Source organism: Streptomyces sp. NPDC047869 (genome assembly GCF_040704065.1).
Taxonomy (GTDB): domain Bacteria; phylum Actinomycetota; class Actinomycetes; order Streptomycetales; family Streptomycetaceae; genus Streptomyces.
Map to the genome: position 1 here is coordinate 28917 of NZ_JBEYRK010000025.1, position 16777 is coordinate 45693.

Genomic DNA, 16777 nt, shown 5'->3' on the forward strand with positions numbered 1-16777 from the left:
ACGAGAAGGGGGACCACCCAGGTGCCGGGCCTGCTGTGGGAGTACGACGGCTACGACCCCGCTGAGGAACGCCTGCGGGAGTCCCTGTCCACCCTGGGCAACGGCTACTTCGCCACCCGGGGCGCGCTGCCCGAGTGCGCCGCGGACGCCGTCCACTACCCCGGCACCTACGCGGCCGGCATCTACAACCGGCTCACCTCCGACGTCGCCGGCCGCAAGGTGGACAACGAGGACATGGTCAACCTCCCCGACTGGCTGCCGCTGCGCGTCCGCCCCGACGGACACGACTGGCTCGGCCCCGACACCACCCCGGTCGCCGAGCACCGGCAGATCCTCCACCTGGACCCGGGCGTGCTGGAACGCCGCACCCGGTACCGGCTCGACGGCGGCGGCACGCTCCTCGTACGGCAGCTCCGCCTGGTCCACATGGCCGACCCGCACCTCGCCGCCCTGCGCACGGACATCACCGCCGAGGACTGGACCGGCGAACTCGCCGTCGAGGCAGCGCTCGACGGCGGTGTCAGCAACTCCGGGGTGGCCCGCTACCGCGACCTCGACGGCCACCACCTCACCCAGGTCGAGGCGGGCAGCGCCGAGTCCGGCGCTATGTGGCTGCGCTGCCGCACCCGTACCTCGGACATCGCCGTCGGGCTCGCCTGCCGGCTGACCGCCGACGTCCCGGCGACCGACGCGCACGAGCCGCTGCGGGCCGTGCGGCGCCTGCGTCTCGCCCTGGCGCCCGGCCGCACGGTCACCGTCGACAAGTGCGTCGCCCTGCACACCTCCCACGACCCCGCCATCAGCGACCCGCTGTGGGCCGCCGTCGACCGGGCCGAGACCGCACCCCCCTTCGACGAGCTGCTCGTCTCGCACGCCACGGCCTGGGAGCAGTTGTGGCGGCGCGCGGAACTCGACGTCCCGGGCGAGCCGGGCAGCATCCTGCGGCTGCACCTCTTCCATGTGCTGCAGTGCCTCTCCCCGCACACCGCCGACCTCGACGTGGGTGTCCCCGCCCGCGGACTGCACGGCGAGGCGTACCGGGGGCACGTCTTCTGGGACGAGCTGTTCGTGCTGCCGTACCTCAACCTCCACCTGCCCGAGGTGTCCCGGGCGTTGCTCCACTACCGCCACCGCCGTCTGGACGCGGCCGTCCACGCGGCCCACGAGGCCGGCCGGCGCGGCGCCCTGTACCCGTGGCAGAGCGGCAGCGACGGCCGGGAGGAGACCCAGGAACTGCACCTCAACCCGCGCTCCGGACGCTGGCTGCCGGACCACTCCCGGCTGCAGCGGCACGTCGGCTCGGCGGTCGCCTACAACGTGTGGCAGTACTGCGAGGCCACCGGCGACACCGACTTCCTGCACACCGAGGGCGCCGAGATGCTGCTGCAGATCGCCCGTTTCTGGGCCGACTCGGCCACCTACGACGAACGCCTCGGCCGGCACCGCATCCTGGGAGTGGTCGGCCCCGACGAGTACCACGACGCCTACCCCGACGCCCCCGGGCCCGGCCTGGACGACAACGCGTACACCAACGTCACCGCGGCCTGGGTGCTGCTGCGCGCGCTGGGCCTGCTGCGCGACCTGCCCGAGCCGCGCCGCCGCGAACTCGCCGAGAGCATCGGCCTGGAACAGGACGAACTCGCCCGCTGGGAGGAGGTCTCCCGCACCCTCCACGTGCCCTACCACGACGGCGTGATCAGCCAGTTCGAGGGCTACGGCGACCTCGTCGAGCTGGACTGGCAGGCCTACCGGGACCGGTACGGCGACATCCGGCGCCTCGACCGGATCCTGGAGGCGGAGGGCGACACCGTCAACCGCTACAAGGCGTCCAAGCAGGCCGACGTGCTGATGCTGGGCTACCTGTTCTCGCCCACCGAACTCCAGTCCCTGTTCCGGCGGTTGGGACACCGCCTGGACGAGGACATCTGGTCGGCGACGGTCGACCACTATCTGCACCGCACCTCCCACGGCTCCACCCTCAGCGGCCTCGTGCACGGCTGGATCCTGGCCCGCGCCCGCCGCGCCGACGCCTGGGGCTTCGTGCAGGAGGCGCTGCGCGGCGACATCGCCGACGTCCAGGGCGGCACCACCGGCGAGGGCATCCACCTGGGCGCCATGGCCGGCACCCTCGACCTCGTGCAGCGCTGCCTCACCGGTCTGGAGACCCGCGACGGCGCCCTCTGGCTCGACCCGGTACCGCTGCCGGAACTCTCCTCGTACGGCTTCTCCCTGCGCTACCAGGGCCACTGGGGAGTCAGCCTGCGCCTGCGCGCGGGCCTCCTGGAGGCCGTCGTGCCGTCCGCCTCCGGCCGCCCGCCCATCGACTTCCGCCTGCAGGACCGGGTGGTCCGGGTCGGGCCGGGGGAGAGGGTGCGCATGCGGCTGCCGGACTGAACGGCACACGCCCCCGCAGGCTTCTCGACGGCCACGGTCCCGAGGGGCCAGGATGCCCTCGACGGGTGCCGGGGTGCGCGGAACGGCACGGGGCGAGAGGGCAGGGGACGAGGAGATGCGGGACATGAGCGCGGCCGGGCGGCCCGGGCCACGAGCCGGCGAAGGGCAGGAACCGCTGCGCGCCCTCGCGGTGGACGACGAGGAGCCCGCGCTCGAGGAATTGCTGTACCTGCTGGGCGAGGACGAGCGGATCGGCAGCGTCGTACCCGCCCTCGACGCCGCCGGGGCGGTGCGCCTGCTGGAGCGGGCCGCGGCGGCCGGACCCGACGGCGTGGACGCCTTCGACGTCGTCTTCCTCGACATCAACATGCCCGGTCTGAGCGGCCTGGAACTGGCCGGTCTGCTCGGCCGCCAACCGGACCCGCCGCTGATCGTCTTCGTCACCGCCCACGAGGACTTCGCGCTCCGGGCCTTCGACCTCAAGGCCGCCGACTACCTGCTCAAGCCGCTGCGCGAGGAGCGCTTCGCGGAAGCCGTCCGACGCGTCGCCGAACTGACCCGGGCCGGGCAGGGGCCCCGGCCGCCCCGGCTCCCGGCGGACGGCCCCCGCACCGCCCCGGCCGGCGCCCCCGGCGACCAGGTCCCCGTCGAACTCGGCGGGGTGACCCGGTTCGTCCCCGTCGCCGACATCACCTACGTCGAGGCACAGGGCGACTACGCCCGCCTGCACACCCCGCACGGCAGCCACCTGGTGCGCGTCCCGCTCACCACCCTGGAGGAACAGTGGCGCTCACGCGGGTTCGTCCGGATCCACCGCAGCCGCCTGGTGGCCCTCGGCCGCATCGAGGAACTCCGCCTGGACGGCGGCAACCTGACCGTCCGGATCGGCGACCGGATCCTCGCCGTGAGCCGCCGCAACGCCCGCGAACTGCGGGACCTGCTCGCCGCGCGGGCCCAGGGCGCGGTACGCGGACGACGGTGACGGCAACCGGTGCCCGGGGCGCCCGCGAAGCGGCCGTGGCGGCCCCGCGGCGATCCTCGTCCGGTACCTACCTGACCGCCCCGGCGCTGCGTACACTCGCCGCAACAAGGTGATCACCGCGGCGTCGGGGAGTGCGTGATGGGTGCCGAATCCGTCCCTCGCAGGGAGGTGGTCACCGGACGGCCCCGCACCGACCGCGCCGGCCTTCCCCCGCCCCGCGCCACGCTCCCGGCCGGCGGCCGCCCCGCCGCCCCGGACGACGACGCCCCCGTACGCGTCCTGATGCGCCGGCAGCTCCGTGCCGCCCTCACCGCGACGGTCCTGCTCGCCCTCTCGCTGGGGCTGCTCCCCGTGGTCCTGCGGGTCCTCTCGGCCGGCGGCGCCGGGCACGACGTCCCGCTCGCCGTCTGGCTGCTGCTGGGCGTGGCACCGTACCCGGTCCTGCTGTGCACGGGGGCCTGGTACGTCCGCCGTGCCGAGAGCAACGAGGGTGACGTGACCGGGCGTTGAACCAGACGTACGGAATCGCCGGAGTGTCGGCCGTGGTCCTCGCCACGGTGCTCGTCGGCGCGCTGGGCCTGCGCGTCTCGCGCACCACCTCCGACTTCTACGTCGCCTCGCGCAGCGTCCCGCCGCGGCTCAACGCCTTCGCCGTCAGCGGTGAGTACCTCTCCGCCGCCTCCTTCCTCGGCGTCGCCGGGCTCGTCCTCGCCCAGGGCGCGGACATGCTCTGGTTCCCCATCGGCTACACCGCCGGCTTCCTGGTGCTGCTCGCCTTCGTCGCCGCCCCGCTGCGCCGCTCCGGCGCCTACACCCTGCCGGACTTCGCCGAGGCACGCCTGGAGTCCCGCGCCGTGCGGCGCATCGCGAGCGTGCTCGTCGTCGGCGTCGGCTGGCTCTACCTGCTGCCCCAACTGCGCGGCGCCGGGCTCATCCTGCGGCTGCTCACCGGTGCCCCCGGCTGGTTCGGCGGCCTGGTCGTGGCCGCCGTCGTCACCGTGGCGGTGGCCGCGGGCGGCATGCGCAGCATCACCTTCGTCCAGGCCTTCCAGTACTGGCTGAAACTCACCGCGCTGCTGGTGCCCGCCGTGTTCCTGCTCATCGCCTGGCGGGCCGACCGGGCCCCGGCCCCCGCCTGGGACGAGCGGCCCGTCTTCCAACGTTCCACCCGGGTCACCACCGACCGGCCGCTGACCCTCACCGTCCACGAACCGGTGCGCGTCACCGGCACAGGATCCCTCGACGGGCGCCCCCTCGACGGCGGCCCGCTCACCCTCGGCACCGGCACCCATCGCGTCGGCCCCGGCACCGCCCTGAGCTTCCCGCCCGGCGCCCCCGTGCCGCTGCCCGACGACGGCGGGCCCGGCACAGCCCCCTCCGGCTGGGCGCAGCCCCTGTCGGACGGCCGTGAACAGCACGGCCTGTACGCCACCTACGGGCTGATCCTCGCCACCTTCCTCGGCACCATGGGACTGCCGCACGTCGTCGTCCGCTTCTACACCAACCCCGACGGCCGCGCCGCCCGCCGCACCACCGTCGTCGTCCTCGGCCTGCTCGGCGCCTTCTACCTGCTGATTCCGCTCTACGGCGTGCTCGGCCGGCTCTACGCGCCCGACCTGCTGCTGACCGGCGACACCGACGCGGCCGTACTCGTCCTGCCGCAGCGGCTGATCGGCGGGCTCGGCGGCGACCTGCTCGGCGCCCTGGTCGCGGGCGGCGCCTGCGCGGCCTTCCTGTCCACCGTCTCCGGACTCACCATGTCCGTCGCCGGGGTGCTCGCCCAGGACGTGCTGCCGACCCTCGGCATCCGGCACTTCCGGCTCGCGACCCTGCCCGCCGTCGCCGTGCCCACCGCCGCAAGCGCCGTCGTCACCGACCTCCCCGTGGCCGACGCCGTCGGCCTCGCCTTCGCCGTGTCCGCCTCCTCGTTCTGCCCGCTGCTGCTCCTCGGCATCTGGTGGCGCGGCCTGACCCCGCCGGGCGCGGTCGCCGGACTGCTCCTCGGCGGCGGATCCGCGCTCACCGCGGTGACCGTGACCATCGCCGGCGGGGCGAGATCCGGACCGCTGCACACGCTGCTGGCCTGGCCGGCCGTCTGGTCGGTCCCCGTGGGCTTCGCGGCCATGGTGCTGATCTCCCTGACCACCCGGCACCGCGTCCCGGCGAACGCGGCCGCCACGATGGCCCGGCTCCATCTGCCCGAGCCCCCGAGCGGCCCGGCCACCGCCCCGGGCTCCGGTCCGCAGCGGACCGGGGGGCGCCGTCCGTGACAGCGCTCGGCACCGTCGTCCTCGCCGTGGCCGCTCTCGGGCTGTTCGCCCTGGGCGCCGCCCTCGGCCATGCCGGGGCCCGCAGGCAGCAGGAGAACCCGGCCGACGTCGGCACCCCCGTGGAGCGGGCCACCTTCCACACCCTGTACACCGCCTCGCTCGCCGCACCGCCCCTGCGCGCAGGCCTCACCCCGGACACGGCACGCAAGGCGGCCCGCCGGCTGCGGCCGCTGCTCGGCACGGTCGCCCTCGCCCTCGCCGACGAGGGGTCCGTGCTCGCCTGGGACGGCGCCGGCGACCACCACCGGGCCGCGGCAGCGGCCCACCTCGCCCACGCCGCGCGCACCCGGACGTTCCCGCTGACCTGCCCCGACGCCGGCTGCCCCGTCCGCTGGGGGGTGATGGTCCCGCTGACGGTCGACGGCCGGGCCGCCGGCGCCCTGGCCGCCTTCGCCGGCCAGGAGTCCGCCGTCGTCGTGCGGGCCGCCGAGGAAGTGGCCCGCTGGGTCTCCGTACAACTCGAACTCGTCGACCTGGACCGGGCGCGGTCCAGTGTGATCGAGGCCGAGATCCGCGCCCTGCGCGCCCAGATCTCCCCGCACTTCGTCTACAACTCGCTCGCCTCCATCGCCTCGTTCGTCCGCACCGACCCCGAGCGGGCCCGGGAACTGCTGCTGGAGTTCGCGGACTTCACGCGCTACTCGTTCCGCCGGGGCGGCGACTTCACCACGCTCGCCGAGGAACTGCGCTCGATCGAGCAGTACCTCGAACTCGCCCGCGCCCGCTTCGGCAGACGGCTGGAGGTGACGCTGCGGATCGCCCCCGAGGTACTGCCGGTCACCCTGCCGTTCCTCTGTCTGCAGCCGCTCGTGGAGAACGCGCTCAAGCACGGTCTCGAGGAGTCCGTCGACCGCGGCCGGATCACCATCACCGCCGAGGACGAGGGCACCGAGGCCCGGGTCGTCATCGAGGACGACGGCGTCGGCATGGACCCGCAGCGCCTGCGCGACTTGCTGCGCGGCCGGGGCGACCCGTCCGCGGGCATCGGCCTGAGCAATGTGGACATGCGGCTGCGCCAGGTCTACGGCGACGGCCACGGCCTCGTCATCGAGACCGGCGTCGGCGCCGGCACGAAGATCACCGTCCGGCTCCCCAAGTTCCACCCGGGCTCGGCCCGCTGAAGTGAAGGGACGCAGCAAGTGACCGAACCGAACACCGGCACACCCGCCGGCGCCGCGGACCGGGCCCTGGCCCTGCTCCGTGAGTGCGGCGCACAGGACATGGCCCACCCCGGCGGCACCCTTCTCGCGCACCTGCGCCGCGTCCACGACCGGCTCGCGCTGTGGCAGGCCCGCCCGGCGCTCCGGCTCGCCGGACTCTGCCATGCGTTCTACGGCACCGACGGCTTCCCCGGCGCCCTGCTGCCCGTGACCCGCCGGGCCGAACTCAAGGCGGTGATCGGCGCCGAGGCCGAGTCGATCGTCCACCTGTACGCCTCCTGCGACCGCGGGGTGACCTATCCGGACCTCGCGCGGCCCGACGCTCCCTTCCACGACCGCTTCACCGGCGAGACCCACGTGCCCGGGCCGCGCTCACGCCGGGACTTCGCCGAACTGTCGGCCGCGAACGAACTCGACCTCGCCCGGCTCGACCCGGCCTTCCGCGAGCGGTGGGGGCCCGATCTGCTCGCCCTCTTCACCCGGCTCCGGGCGCTGCTGAGCACCGACGCCTGGCTCGACTGCCGCACCGTCCTCGCCGCGCCCACCCGCTGACGCCGACCGGGGCGCCGCGGTACCAGGGCGGCCGGACACCGCGGCCCAAAGTGCGCGGCAGTCACCGCAATTCGTTTGCGGAAATTGCGCTAGGCTTGCGTACATGACGCGACGACTTGCTCAGGTGGCTAAGAAAGTGGGGGTCAGCGAGGCGACGGTCAGTCGTGTCCTCAATGGCAAGCCCGGTGTCTCGGAGTCGACCCGCCAGTCGGTGCTCACCGCCCTCGACGTCCTCGGCTACGAGCGGCCCACCCAGTTGCGCGGCGAGCGGGCCCGGCTCGTCGGACTCGTCCTGCCGGAGTTGCAGAACCCGATCTTCCCCGCGTTCGCCGAGGTCATCGGCGCCGCGCTGGCCCAGCAGGGGCTGACCCCGGTGCTCTGCACGCAGACCAAGGGCGGCGTCTCCGAGGCCGACTACGTGGACCTCCTGCTCCAGCAGCAGGTGTCCGGCGTGGTCTTCGCCGGCGGTCTGTTCGCGCAGGCCGACGCCCCGCACGAGCACTACCGGCAGCTCGCCGAGCGGGACATCCCGGTGGTCCTCATCAACGCCTCCATCGCGGGCCTCGACTTCCCCTGTGTCGCCTGCGACGACGCCGTCGCCGTGGAGCAGGCCTGGCGTCATCTCGCCTCGCTGGGACACGAGCGGATCGGGCTGGTGCTCGGCCCGAGCGACCACGTCCCCTCGCGCCGCAAGCTGGAGGCCGCCCGGGTGGTGGCGCGCCGCGCGGGCGAGGAACTGCCGGAGGAGTTCGTCGCGCGGTCGATGTTCTCGCTGGAGGGCGGGCAGGCCGCGGCCGCCCGGCTCCTGGAGCGCGGCGTGACCGGCATCGTCTGCGCGAGCGACCCGCTGGCACTCGGCGCCATCAGGGCCGTGCGCAGGCGCGGACTCACCGTCCCCGGGGACGTCTCGGTCGTCGGGTACGACGACTCCGCCTTCATGAACTGCACCGAGCCGCCGCTGTCGACGGTCCGTCAGCCCATCGAGGCGATGGGCCGGGCGGCCGTCGAGCTGCTGTGCGCCCAGCTCCAGGGCGCCCGTTCGCACCCCGGTGAGCTGCTCTTCGAGCCCGAACTGGTGCTGCGCGGCTCTACGGCACCCCCGCCCGCGGGCTGATCCCCTCCCCTCCCACTCCGGCCGGCACCGGCACCGGGACACCGCCCCCGCGGTCCCGGTGCCGGTGTCTTCGTATGCCCTGATCCACAAGTTTTCGCGTCGGCAGCGTAGACGACCCAACAGTCCTCTGGAATTCTCTGAGCATTCAACGCAAAGAAGAGACGTCCATGCGCTTCAATCATGAGGCCCAGATTCGAGGGACTTTCGAGGGACTGATGAGACTCCGCAGAAGGGGATCGCGGTGCCTGAGCGCCGTGATCGTGACCAGCCTCCTGGCACTGGCCGGTCCGGTGATGACCGCCCGCGCCGCCGGAGGACCGAACATCGCGCTGGGGGACAAGGCGTCCGCGAGCAGCGCCCACGGCGAGTACGCCGCCGGGAACATCACCGACGGCGACCAGGGCACCTACTGGCAGAGCGCCGGCTCCGACTTCCCCCAGTGGGTGCAGACCGACCTGGGCACGACCGAGAACGTGGACGAGGTCGTCCTCAAGCTGCCCGCCGGGTGGGAGAGCCGGGCCGAGACCCTCTCCGTCCAGGGCAGCGCCGACGGCACGAGCTTCAGCACGCTGAAGACCTCCGCCTCGTACACCTTCAGCCCGGGCTCCGGCAACACCGTCACGGTCGCGTTCCCGGCGGCCCGGACCCGGTTCGTACGGGTCGACGTCACGGAGAACACCGGCTGGCGGGCGGCCCAGCTCTCCGAGTTGGAGGTGCACGCCGCCGGTGAGTCGTCGGTGAACCTGGCCGCCGGCCGGACCCTCACCGCCGGCAGCCACACCCAGACCTACGTCGCCGAGAACGCGGGCGACGGCAACCGGGCCACCTACTGGGAGAGCGCCGACAACGCCTTCCCGCAGTGGCTGCGCGCCGACCTAGGCTCCTCCGTCCGCGTCGACCGCGTGGTGCTGAGGCTGCCCGGGAGCTGGGAGAAGCGCAGCCAGACGCTGAAGATCCAGGGCAGCGCCAACGGCACCGACTTCACCGACCTGACCGCCTCCCGGGCCTACTCCTTCGACCCGGCGACGGGCAACTCGGCGACCATCGCCCTCGACGCCACCACCACCCGCTACGTCCGCGTGCTCGTCACGGCGAACTCCGTGCAGCCCGGCGCCCAGATCGCCGAACTGGAGGCCTACGGCCCGGAGACCGGCGACACCCAGGCCCCCAGCGCCCCGGCGGGACTGACGCTCACCGAGCCCACGACCGGTCAGGTCCGGCTGAGCTGGAACGCGGCCACCGACGACGTCGGCGTGACGGGCTACGACATCTACGCGGGCGGCTCGCTGCTGGCCGGCGTCGCCGGTGACGTCACCACCTACACCGACATCCGGCCGGCCGGCGAGACCGTCTCCTACTACGTGCGGGCCCGGGACGCGGCCGGCAACCAGTCGGGCAACAGCAACACCGTCACCCGTATCGGCGACAAGGGCGACACCCAGGCCCCGACCGCCCCGTCGAGCCTGGCGTACACCGAGCCCGCGGACGGGAAGATCAAGCTGACCTGGACCGCCTCCTCGGACGACACCCGCGTCACCGGGTACGACGTCTACGCGGACAACTCCCTGCGCGAGAGCGTCGCCGGTGACGTCACCACCTTCACCGACACCCAGCCCGCGACGCGCACGGTGACCTACTACGTGCGCGCCCGGGACGCGGCCGGCAACCGGTCCGTCCCCAGCAACAGCGTGACCCGCAACGGCAGCGGCGGCACCGGTTCCAACCTCGCCGTCGGCAAGCCCATCACCGCCTCCTCGGCGGTGGACCCCTACGCCGCCGCGAACGCCGTCGACAACAGCACGACGACCTACTGGGAGGGCGCCGCCGGCAGTTACCCGAACACGCTCACCGTCAAGCTGGGGGCCAACGCCGACCTGGACCGTCTCGTCCTGAAGCTGAACCCGGACTCCGTCTGGGCCAAGCGGACGCAGACGATCGAGGTGCTGGGCAGGGAGCAGAGCGACACGGACTTCACCTCCCTGGTCGCGGCGAAGAGTTACACGTTCGACCCGGCCGACGGCAACGCGGTCACCGTCCCGGTCTCCGCCCGGGTGGCCGACGTCCGGCTGCGGTTCACGGCCAACTCGGGCGCCACCGGCGGCCAGCTCGCCGAGTTCCAGGTGATCGGGGTCCCGGCACCCAATCCCGACCTGGAGGTCACCGGCCTGACCGTGTCGCCGGCCGCCCCGGTCGAGTCGGACACCGTCGCCGTCTCCGCCACCGTGCGCAACAGCGGACCGGCCGCCGCCCCGGCGAGCAGGGTCGCCGTGACCCTCGGCGGCACCAAGGCGGCGACCGCCCAGGTCGGTGCCCTCGCGGCGGGTGGGAAGACCACCGTCACCGCCTCCCTCGGACAGCGCGACGCGGGAACGTACCCGCTCGGCGCGGTCGCCGACGACGGGGACGCGGTCATCGAGCAGAACGAGTCCAACAACACCTACACCAGCCCGAGTCCGCTGGTCGTCAAGCCCGCCGACACCTCCGACCTCGTCGCCTCCTCGGTGACCACCTCGCCGTCCAGCCCGACTGCGGGCGACGACGTCACCTTCAAGGTGACCCTGAAGAACCAGGGCACCCGGGCCAGCGCCGCGGGCGCCCACGGCGTCACCCTCACTCTGACCGACTCCAAGGGCGACCCGGTCAAGACCCTGACCGGGTCCTACGACGGCACCTTGGCCGCGGGTTCGACACAGGAGGTGCGGCTGGGCCCGTGGACCGCCGCCAACGGCTCGTACACCGTGAAGACCGTCGTCGCCGACGACGCCAACGAGGTGCCCGTCAAACGCGGCAACAACACCTCCACCCAGCCGCTCTTCGTCGGCCGCGGCGCGAACATGCCGTACGACATGTACGAGGCGGAGGACGGCACCGTCGGCGGCGGCGCCAAGGTGGTCGGGCCCAACCGCACCGTGGGCGACGTCGCGGGCGAGGCCTCCGGCCGCAGGGCCGTCACCCTGGACGCGACGGGGGAGTACGTCGAGTTCACCACCCGTGCCTCGACCAACACCCTGGTGACACGCTTCTCCGTCCCGGACGCACCGGGCGGCGGGGGCATCGACACGACGATCGACGTCTACGTCGACGGCGTGTTCAAGAAGGCGCTGCCCCTGACGTCGAAGTACGCCTGGCTGTACGGGGCGGAGACCGCGCCCGGCAACTCCCCGGGCTCGGGGGCCCCGCGGCACATCTACGACGAGGCGCACATCCTCCTCGGCGAGACAGTGCCGAAGGGCAGCACCGTCCGGCTGCAGAAGGACGCCGCGAACACCTCCACGTACGCGATCGACTTCGTCGGCCTGGAGCAGGTCGCGCCGGTCGTCAACCCCGACCCCGCCGCGTACGCCGTGCCCGGCGGATTCACCCACCAGGCCGTGCAGGACGCCCTGGACAAGGTGCGCATGGACACCACCGGCAAGCTCGTCGGCGTCTACCTGCCGCCCGGCGACTACGAGACGTCGAACAAGTTCCAGGTGTACGGCAAGGCCATACGGGTCGTCGGCGCCGGACCCTGGTACACGACGTTCCACGCGCCGGCGGCGCAGGAGAACACCGACATCGGCTTCCGGGCCGACGCGACGGCCAAGGGCTCGCTCTTCAAGGGCTTCGCCTACTTCGGCAACTACACCTCGCGCATAGACGGCCCGGGCAAGGTGTTCGACTTCTCGGGCGTCTCGGACATCGTCATCGACGACATCTGGAACGAGCACATGGTCTGCCTGTACTGGGGGGCCAATACCGACCGGATCACCATCAGGAACTCCCGGATCCGCGACATGTTCGCCGACGGCATCAACATGACCAACGGATCCACCGACAACCTCGTGACCAACAACGACGCGCGCGCCACCGGCGACGACAGCTTCGCGCTGTTCTCGGCGATCGACGCGGGCGGCGCGGACGAGAAGAACAACGTCTACGAGAACCTGACCAGCACCCTGACCTGGCGTGCCGCGGGCGTGGCCGTATACGGCGGCTACAACAACACCTTCCGCAACATCCGCATCGCGGACACGCTGGTGTACTCCGGAATCACGATCTCCTCCCTGGACTTCGGCTACCCGATGAACGGCTTCGGGACCGATCCGACGACCTTCGAGAACGTGACGATCGAGCGGGCCGGCGGCCACTTCTGGGGCGCGCAGACCTTCCCGGGCATCTGGGTCTTCTCCGCGTCGAAGGTGTTCCAGGGCATCCGGGTCAACCACGTCGACATCGTCGATCCCACCTACAGCGGGGTGATGTTCCAGACCAACTACTCCGGCGGACAGCCGCAGTACCCCATCAGGGACACCGTCTTCACCGACGTCTCCGTCACCGGCGCCCGCAGGAGCGGGGACGCCTACGACGCCAAGTCGGGGTTCGGTCTGTGGGCCAACGAGATGCCCGAGGCGGGGCAGGGTCCCGCCGTGGGCGAGGTGACGTTCAACGGGCTGCGGATGAACGGCAACGCGGTGGACGTCCGCAACACCACGTCCACCTTCAAGATCAACATCAACCCCTGAGATCGCCGCAAGCTGTTTGCGGCTCTTTGCAGCAGACTTGCGTGTGATTTCTGCCCTCGTTACGAGGGCGCTGCGGCCCGCCTCGGGTCTCTTCCGAGGCGGGCCGCAGGCTGCTTTGCCGTCGGCATGCGGTAGTTCAGGCTCCGGCGCCGACTCCAGGCGGGCGGCGTAGGCTCGACGGCTGTCAAACAATTACGAAATTAGCGCGACATCTTGCGGCCACTTGTTGAGGGTGGTTGAGTGTGCGGCGCCCCACAACGCACCGAGTCGCACCGACGGTGGGGCGACCTCACCGTTCATGCCCGAAGGGGACCACCCATGAGAAGTGCCCGGTTCCGCCGTACCCGCCGCTCCGGCGCGGTCGCCCTCGTCTCCGCGCTCACCCTGACCGCGCTCGCCGCCTGCGGCACCAGCGCGAGCAACAACGGCGCCGGTGGTTCCGAAGGAGGTGGCTCCGCCGACCCGGCCGCCCCCCTGGACCCCAAGACCAAGGTGACGATCACCATCGACTGCATGCCCCCCGCGGCCAAGGCGGCCGAACTCAGGGAGTGGAAGCAGGACGTCGCGGAGTTCAACAAGAAGTACCCGAACGTCACCATCGAGGGCCGCTCCACCCCCGGCCAGTGCCTGGAGCCGCCCCGCTTCACCGCGATGCTGAAGGCCAAGTCCCAGCCCGACGTCTTCTACACGTACTTCACCGATCTGCCGCAGGTGCTCGACAACGACGGCGCCGCCGACATCACGGCCTACGTCAACGACCGGACGGTCCCGCTGCTGAAGGACATCGACCCGAACGTCCTCGGCTCGCTCAAGCACGACGGCAAGCTCTACGGCCTGCCCACCAGCAACTACACCATGGGCCTGCTCATCAACCGCAAGCTCTTCAAGCAGGCCGGCCTGAACCCCGACTCACCGCCGCGCACCTGGGACGAGGTCCGCGCCGCGGCCAGGAAGATCGCCGCTCTCGGCAACGGCATCGCCGGCTACGGCGACTACAGCGCGGCCAACACCGGCGGCTGGCACTTCACCGCCGAGGTGTACAGCCTCGGCGGTGACATCGTGGACGCGAGCGGCAAGAAGGCCGCGTTCAACAACGACATCGGCCGGCAGGTGGCGCGCAACCTGCGGGCCATGCGCTGGGACGACGACAGCATGGGCAAGACCCAGCTGCTCAAGTGGGGCGACCTGCAGAAGCAGATAGCGAGCGACAAGCTCGGCATGTTCCTCGCCGCCCCCGACGACATCGCGTACATGGTCCAGCAACTCGGCGCCAAGTACGAGAACTTCGGCATGGGCCCGATCCCGGGCGAGAAGAACACCCTGGCCGGCGGCAACAACTACATGATCAAGAGCGGTATCCCGGGCGACAGGATCAAGGCCGCGGTCGCCTGGCTGAACTTCAAGAACCTCACCGTGGGCAAGGGCCAGTTCGAGTGGGCCCGCACCAAGGCCGACAAGCTCCCGGTCGGCGTCCCGCAGCCCAACTTCTGGCTGGGGGAGTCGAAGAAGAAGGACGACGCCGCACGGCTGTCGAACGCCACCATGCCGGTCGCCAACTTCAGGACGTTCATGGACAACCCGGTGCCCGGCAAGGCCGAACCGCCCAAGGCGCAGGAGATCTACAAGGTCCTCGACAACGTGATGTCCGGCATCCTCACCAACAAGGACGCCGATGTCGACAAGCTGCTCTCCACCGCCGAGTCCCAGGTCAACCAGGTCCTCGCCAACCAGTGACCGGCCCCCGGCGGAGGCGGGCCCACGGGCCGGCCCCCGCCGGGAACACCGTGTCCGCGCCGCGGCCCTCCGGCCTCGCGGCCCGTGCGCCCCAGCAACCCGGCAGCCGAGCACCAAGGAGCGACGATGGCGGCCCCCAGTCTGACCCCGAGCACGGCGGACCCCGCCCGCCCGGCGCCCCCGCGCACTGCGGGCCCGCCACCACCCCGCGGCCGGTTCGCCCGGAGCCTGCGGCGCAACCTCACCGCCCACGGCTTCCTCATCGGCGCGGTCATCTGCTTCGCGGTGTTCTCCTGGTACCCGATGATCAGGGAGTTCGGCCTCGCGTTCCAGAAGACCGGCCACGGCGGGACCAGTTGGGTCGGCCTGGACAACCTCGAAACCATCTACCACGACCCCGCCTTCTGGCAGGCCTGGCGCAACACCCTGCTGTTCACGGCGCTGGCACTGCTCCTCGGTTTCGCGGTGCCCTTCGTCACCGCGATCGTCATCAACGAGTTCCGGCACGGCCAGGGCTTCCTCCGGCTCCTCGTCTACCTGCCCGTGATGCTCCCGCCGGTCGCCTCCGTGCTGCTCTTCAAGTACCTCTACGACCCCGGATACGGCCTGCTGAACGAGCTGCTGGGCTTTCTGCACCTGCCCGAGCAGCAGTGGCTGCAGGACCCCGGCCTGTCGATGCTGTCCGTGGTCATCGCCTCGACCTGGATGAACATGGGCGGCGCGGCCCTCATCTACCTCGCCGCGCTCCAGGGCATTCCCGGCGAGCTGTACGAGGCGGCCGAACTCGACGGCGCCGGTCTGCTGCGCAAGATCTGGCACGTCACGATCCCGCAGACCCGGCTGGTCCTGTCGCTGATGCTGCTGATGCAGGTCATCGCGACCATGCAGGTCTTCGTCGAGCCGTTCCTGCTCACCGGCGGCGCCGGACCCGAGGGGTCGACCACCACGGTCGTCTACCTGATCTACCAGTACGCCTTCAACTTCAACAACTACGGTGCCGCGGCGGCGCTCGGCCTGCTCCTGCTCGTACTGCTCGCCGGTTTCTCGGCGGCGTACGTGCGGCTCAGCCGCGCCGGCGACGAGTAGACGGGGAGACCGGCATGTCGACACGCACACTCATATCACCGGCCCAACTCGCCAGGCCACGCGGGAAGTTCCTGTACTGGACGGTCTTCGCCGTGGTCGTCGCGGCCTTCGCCCTGGTGTTCCTCGGGCCGCTGTACTGGCTGGCCTCCAGCGGCGTGAAGGACGCGCAGGAGGTGATCCGGACCCCGCCGACCCTGGTGCCGAGGTCCTTCACCCCGGGCAACTACACCCGTGCCTGGGACGTCATGGACCTCTCCCGGCTGCTGCTCAACACCACGTTCTACGCGTTCGGCGCACTGGCCTGCCAGCTCGTCCTCGACGTGGCCGCCGCCTACTCGCTGTCCAGGCTCCGCCCGGTCCTCGGCAAGGCGATCCTGGGCATGATGCTGGCCACGCTCATGATCCCGGCCACCGTGCTGGTCGTACCCCAGTACCTGACCGTCCTCGATGTGCCGGTCGTGCACCGGAACCTGCTGAACACGCCCTGGGCGATCTGGCTCCCCTCCGTCACCAACGCCTTCAACATCTTCCTGCTGAAGCGGTTCTTCGACTCCATACCCAAGGAACTCCTCGACGCGGCCGCCATGGACGGCGCCTCCCCGATGCGGATCCTGTGGTCGATCGTGCTGCCCGTCTCACGGCCGATCCTCGGCGTGGTGTCGATCTTCGCGATCGTCGGCGTCTGGAAGGACTTCCTCTGGCCGATGCTCACCCTGCCCGACCCGACGAAGCAGACTCTCAACGTGGGGGTCTACTCGCTCTCCACCGGGGTCCCCGTGAACATCCTGATCGCCGCCCTGACCATCGCCTCGCTGCCGACCCTGCTGATCTTCCTGGTCTTCCAGCGGAACATCATGAGCGGCCTGACCGCCGGCGGCCTCAAGGGCTGACCGCACCGCCCGCCCTTCCCCGGCCGTCCCTTC

11 protein-coding genes are annotated in these 16777 nt (G+C 71.7%); all 11 read left to right on the forward strand.

Annotated features, from left to right (window positions below):
- The first annotated feature begins 21 nt into the window (after positions 1–21).
- The 11 genes from AB0924_RS27430 (at position 22) to AB0924_RS27480 (ending at position 16744) form a co-directional block, all read left to right on the forward strand.
- Positions 22–2394 (forward strand): glycosyl hydrolase family 65 protein, encoded by a 2373-nt coding sequence (locus AB0924_RS27430; protein WP_358936608.1) that lies wholly within the window; start codon positions 22–24, stop codon positions 2392–2394.
- A 124-nt stretch (positions 2395–2518) separates the two neighbouring features.
- Positions 2519–3376, forward strand: coding sequence for a LytTR family DNA-binding domain-containing protein (locus tag AB0924_RS27435; RefSeq protein WP_366912843.1), 858 nt, complete (start codon positions 2519–2521; stop codon positions 3374–3376).
- 138 nt (positions 3377–3514) lie between these two features.
- Positions 3515–3886: a hypothetical protein gene (locus AB0924_RS27440; protein WP_358936555.1), complete on the forward strand. Its 372-nt coding sequence runs from the start codon at positions 3515–3517 to the stop codon at positions 3884–3886.
- A complete protein-coding gene (locus tag AB0924_RS27445) occupies positions 3883–5646 on the forward strand; it encodes a cation acetate symporter (RefSeq protein ID WP_366912796.1) in 1764 nt (587 codons plus the stop codon). Before AB0924_RS27440 ends, AB0924_RS27445 begins: the two co-directional genes overlap by 4 nt.
- Before the next feature lie 50 nt (positions 5647–5696).
- The gene (locus tag AB0924_RS27450) at positions 5697–6827 is read left to right on the forward strand and encodes a histidine kinase (protein WP_366912844.1); all 1131 of its coding nucleotides are present in this window, start codon (positions 5697–5699) and stop codon (positions 6825–6827) included.
- Positions 6828–6845: 18 nt separating this feature from the next.
- The gene (locus AB0924_RS27455; RefSeq protein ID WP_366912797.1) at positions 6846–7418 is read left to right on the forward strand and encodes a DUF6817 domain-containing protein; all 573 of its coding nucleotides are present in this window, start codon (positions 6846–6848) and stop codon (positions 7416–7418) included.
- A gap of 103 nt (positions 7419–7521) precedes the next feature.
- The gene (locus tag AB0924_RS27460) at positions 7522–8532 is read left to right on the forward strand and encodes a LacI family DNA-binding transcriptional regulator (RefSeq protein WP_366912798.1); all 1011 of its coding nucleotides are present in this window, start codon (positions 7522–7524) and stop codon (positions 8530–8532) included.
- A 215-nt stretch (positions 8533–8747) separates the two neighbouring features.
- Positions 8748–13034 carry a discoidin domain-containing protein gene (locus tag AB0924_RS27465; protein WP_366912800.1) on the forward strand — a complete coding sequence of 1429 codons (4287 nt, stop codon included), beginning with the start codon at positions 8748–8750 and terminating at the stop codon, positions 13032–13034.
- A gap of 318 nt (positions 13035–13352) precedes the next feature.
- On the forward strand, positions 13353–14768 hold the full coding sequence (locus AB0924_RS27470; RefSeq protein ID WP_366912801.1) for an extracellular solute-binding protein: 1416 nt from the start codon (positions 13353–13355) through the stop codon (positions 14766–14768).
- A 126-nt stretch (positions 14769–14894) separates the two neighbouring features.
- Positions 14895–15854: a sugar ABC transporter permease gene (locus tag AB0924_RS27475; RefSeq protein WP_366912802.1), complete on the forward strand. Its 960-nt coding sequence runs from the start codon at positions 14895–14897 to the stop codon at positions 15852–15854.
- A 14-nt stretch (positions 15855–15868) separates the two neighbouring features.
- Positions 15869–16744, forward strand: coding sequence for a carbohydrate ABC transporter permease (locus AB0924_RS27480; protein WP_366912803.1), 876 nt, complete (start codon positions 15869–15871; stop codon positions 16742–16744).
- The last annotated feature ends 33 nt before the right edge of the window (positions 16745–16777 follow it).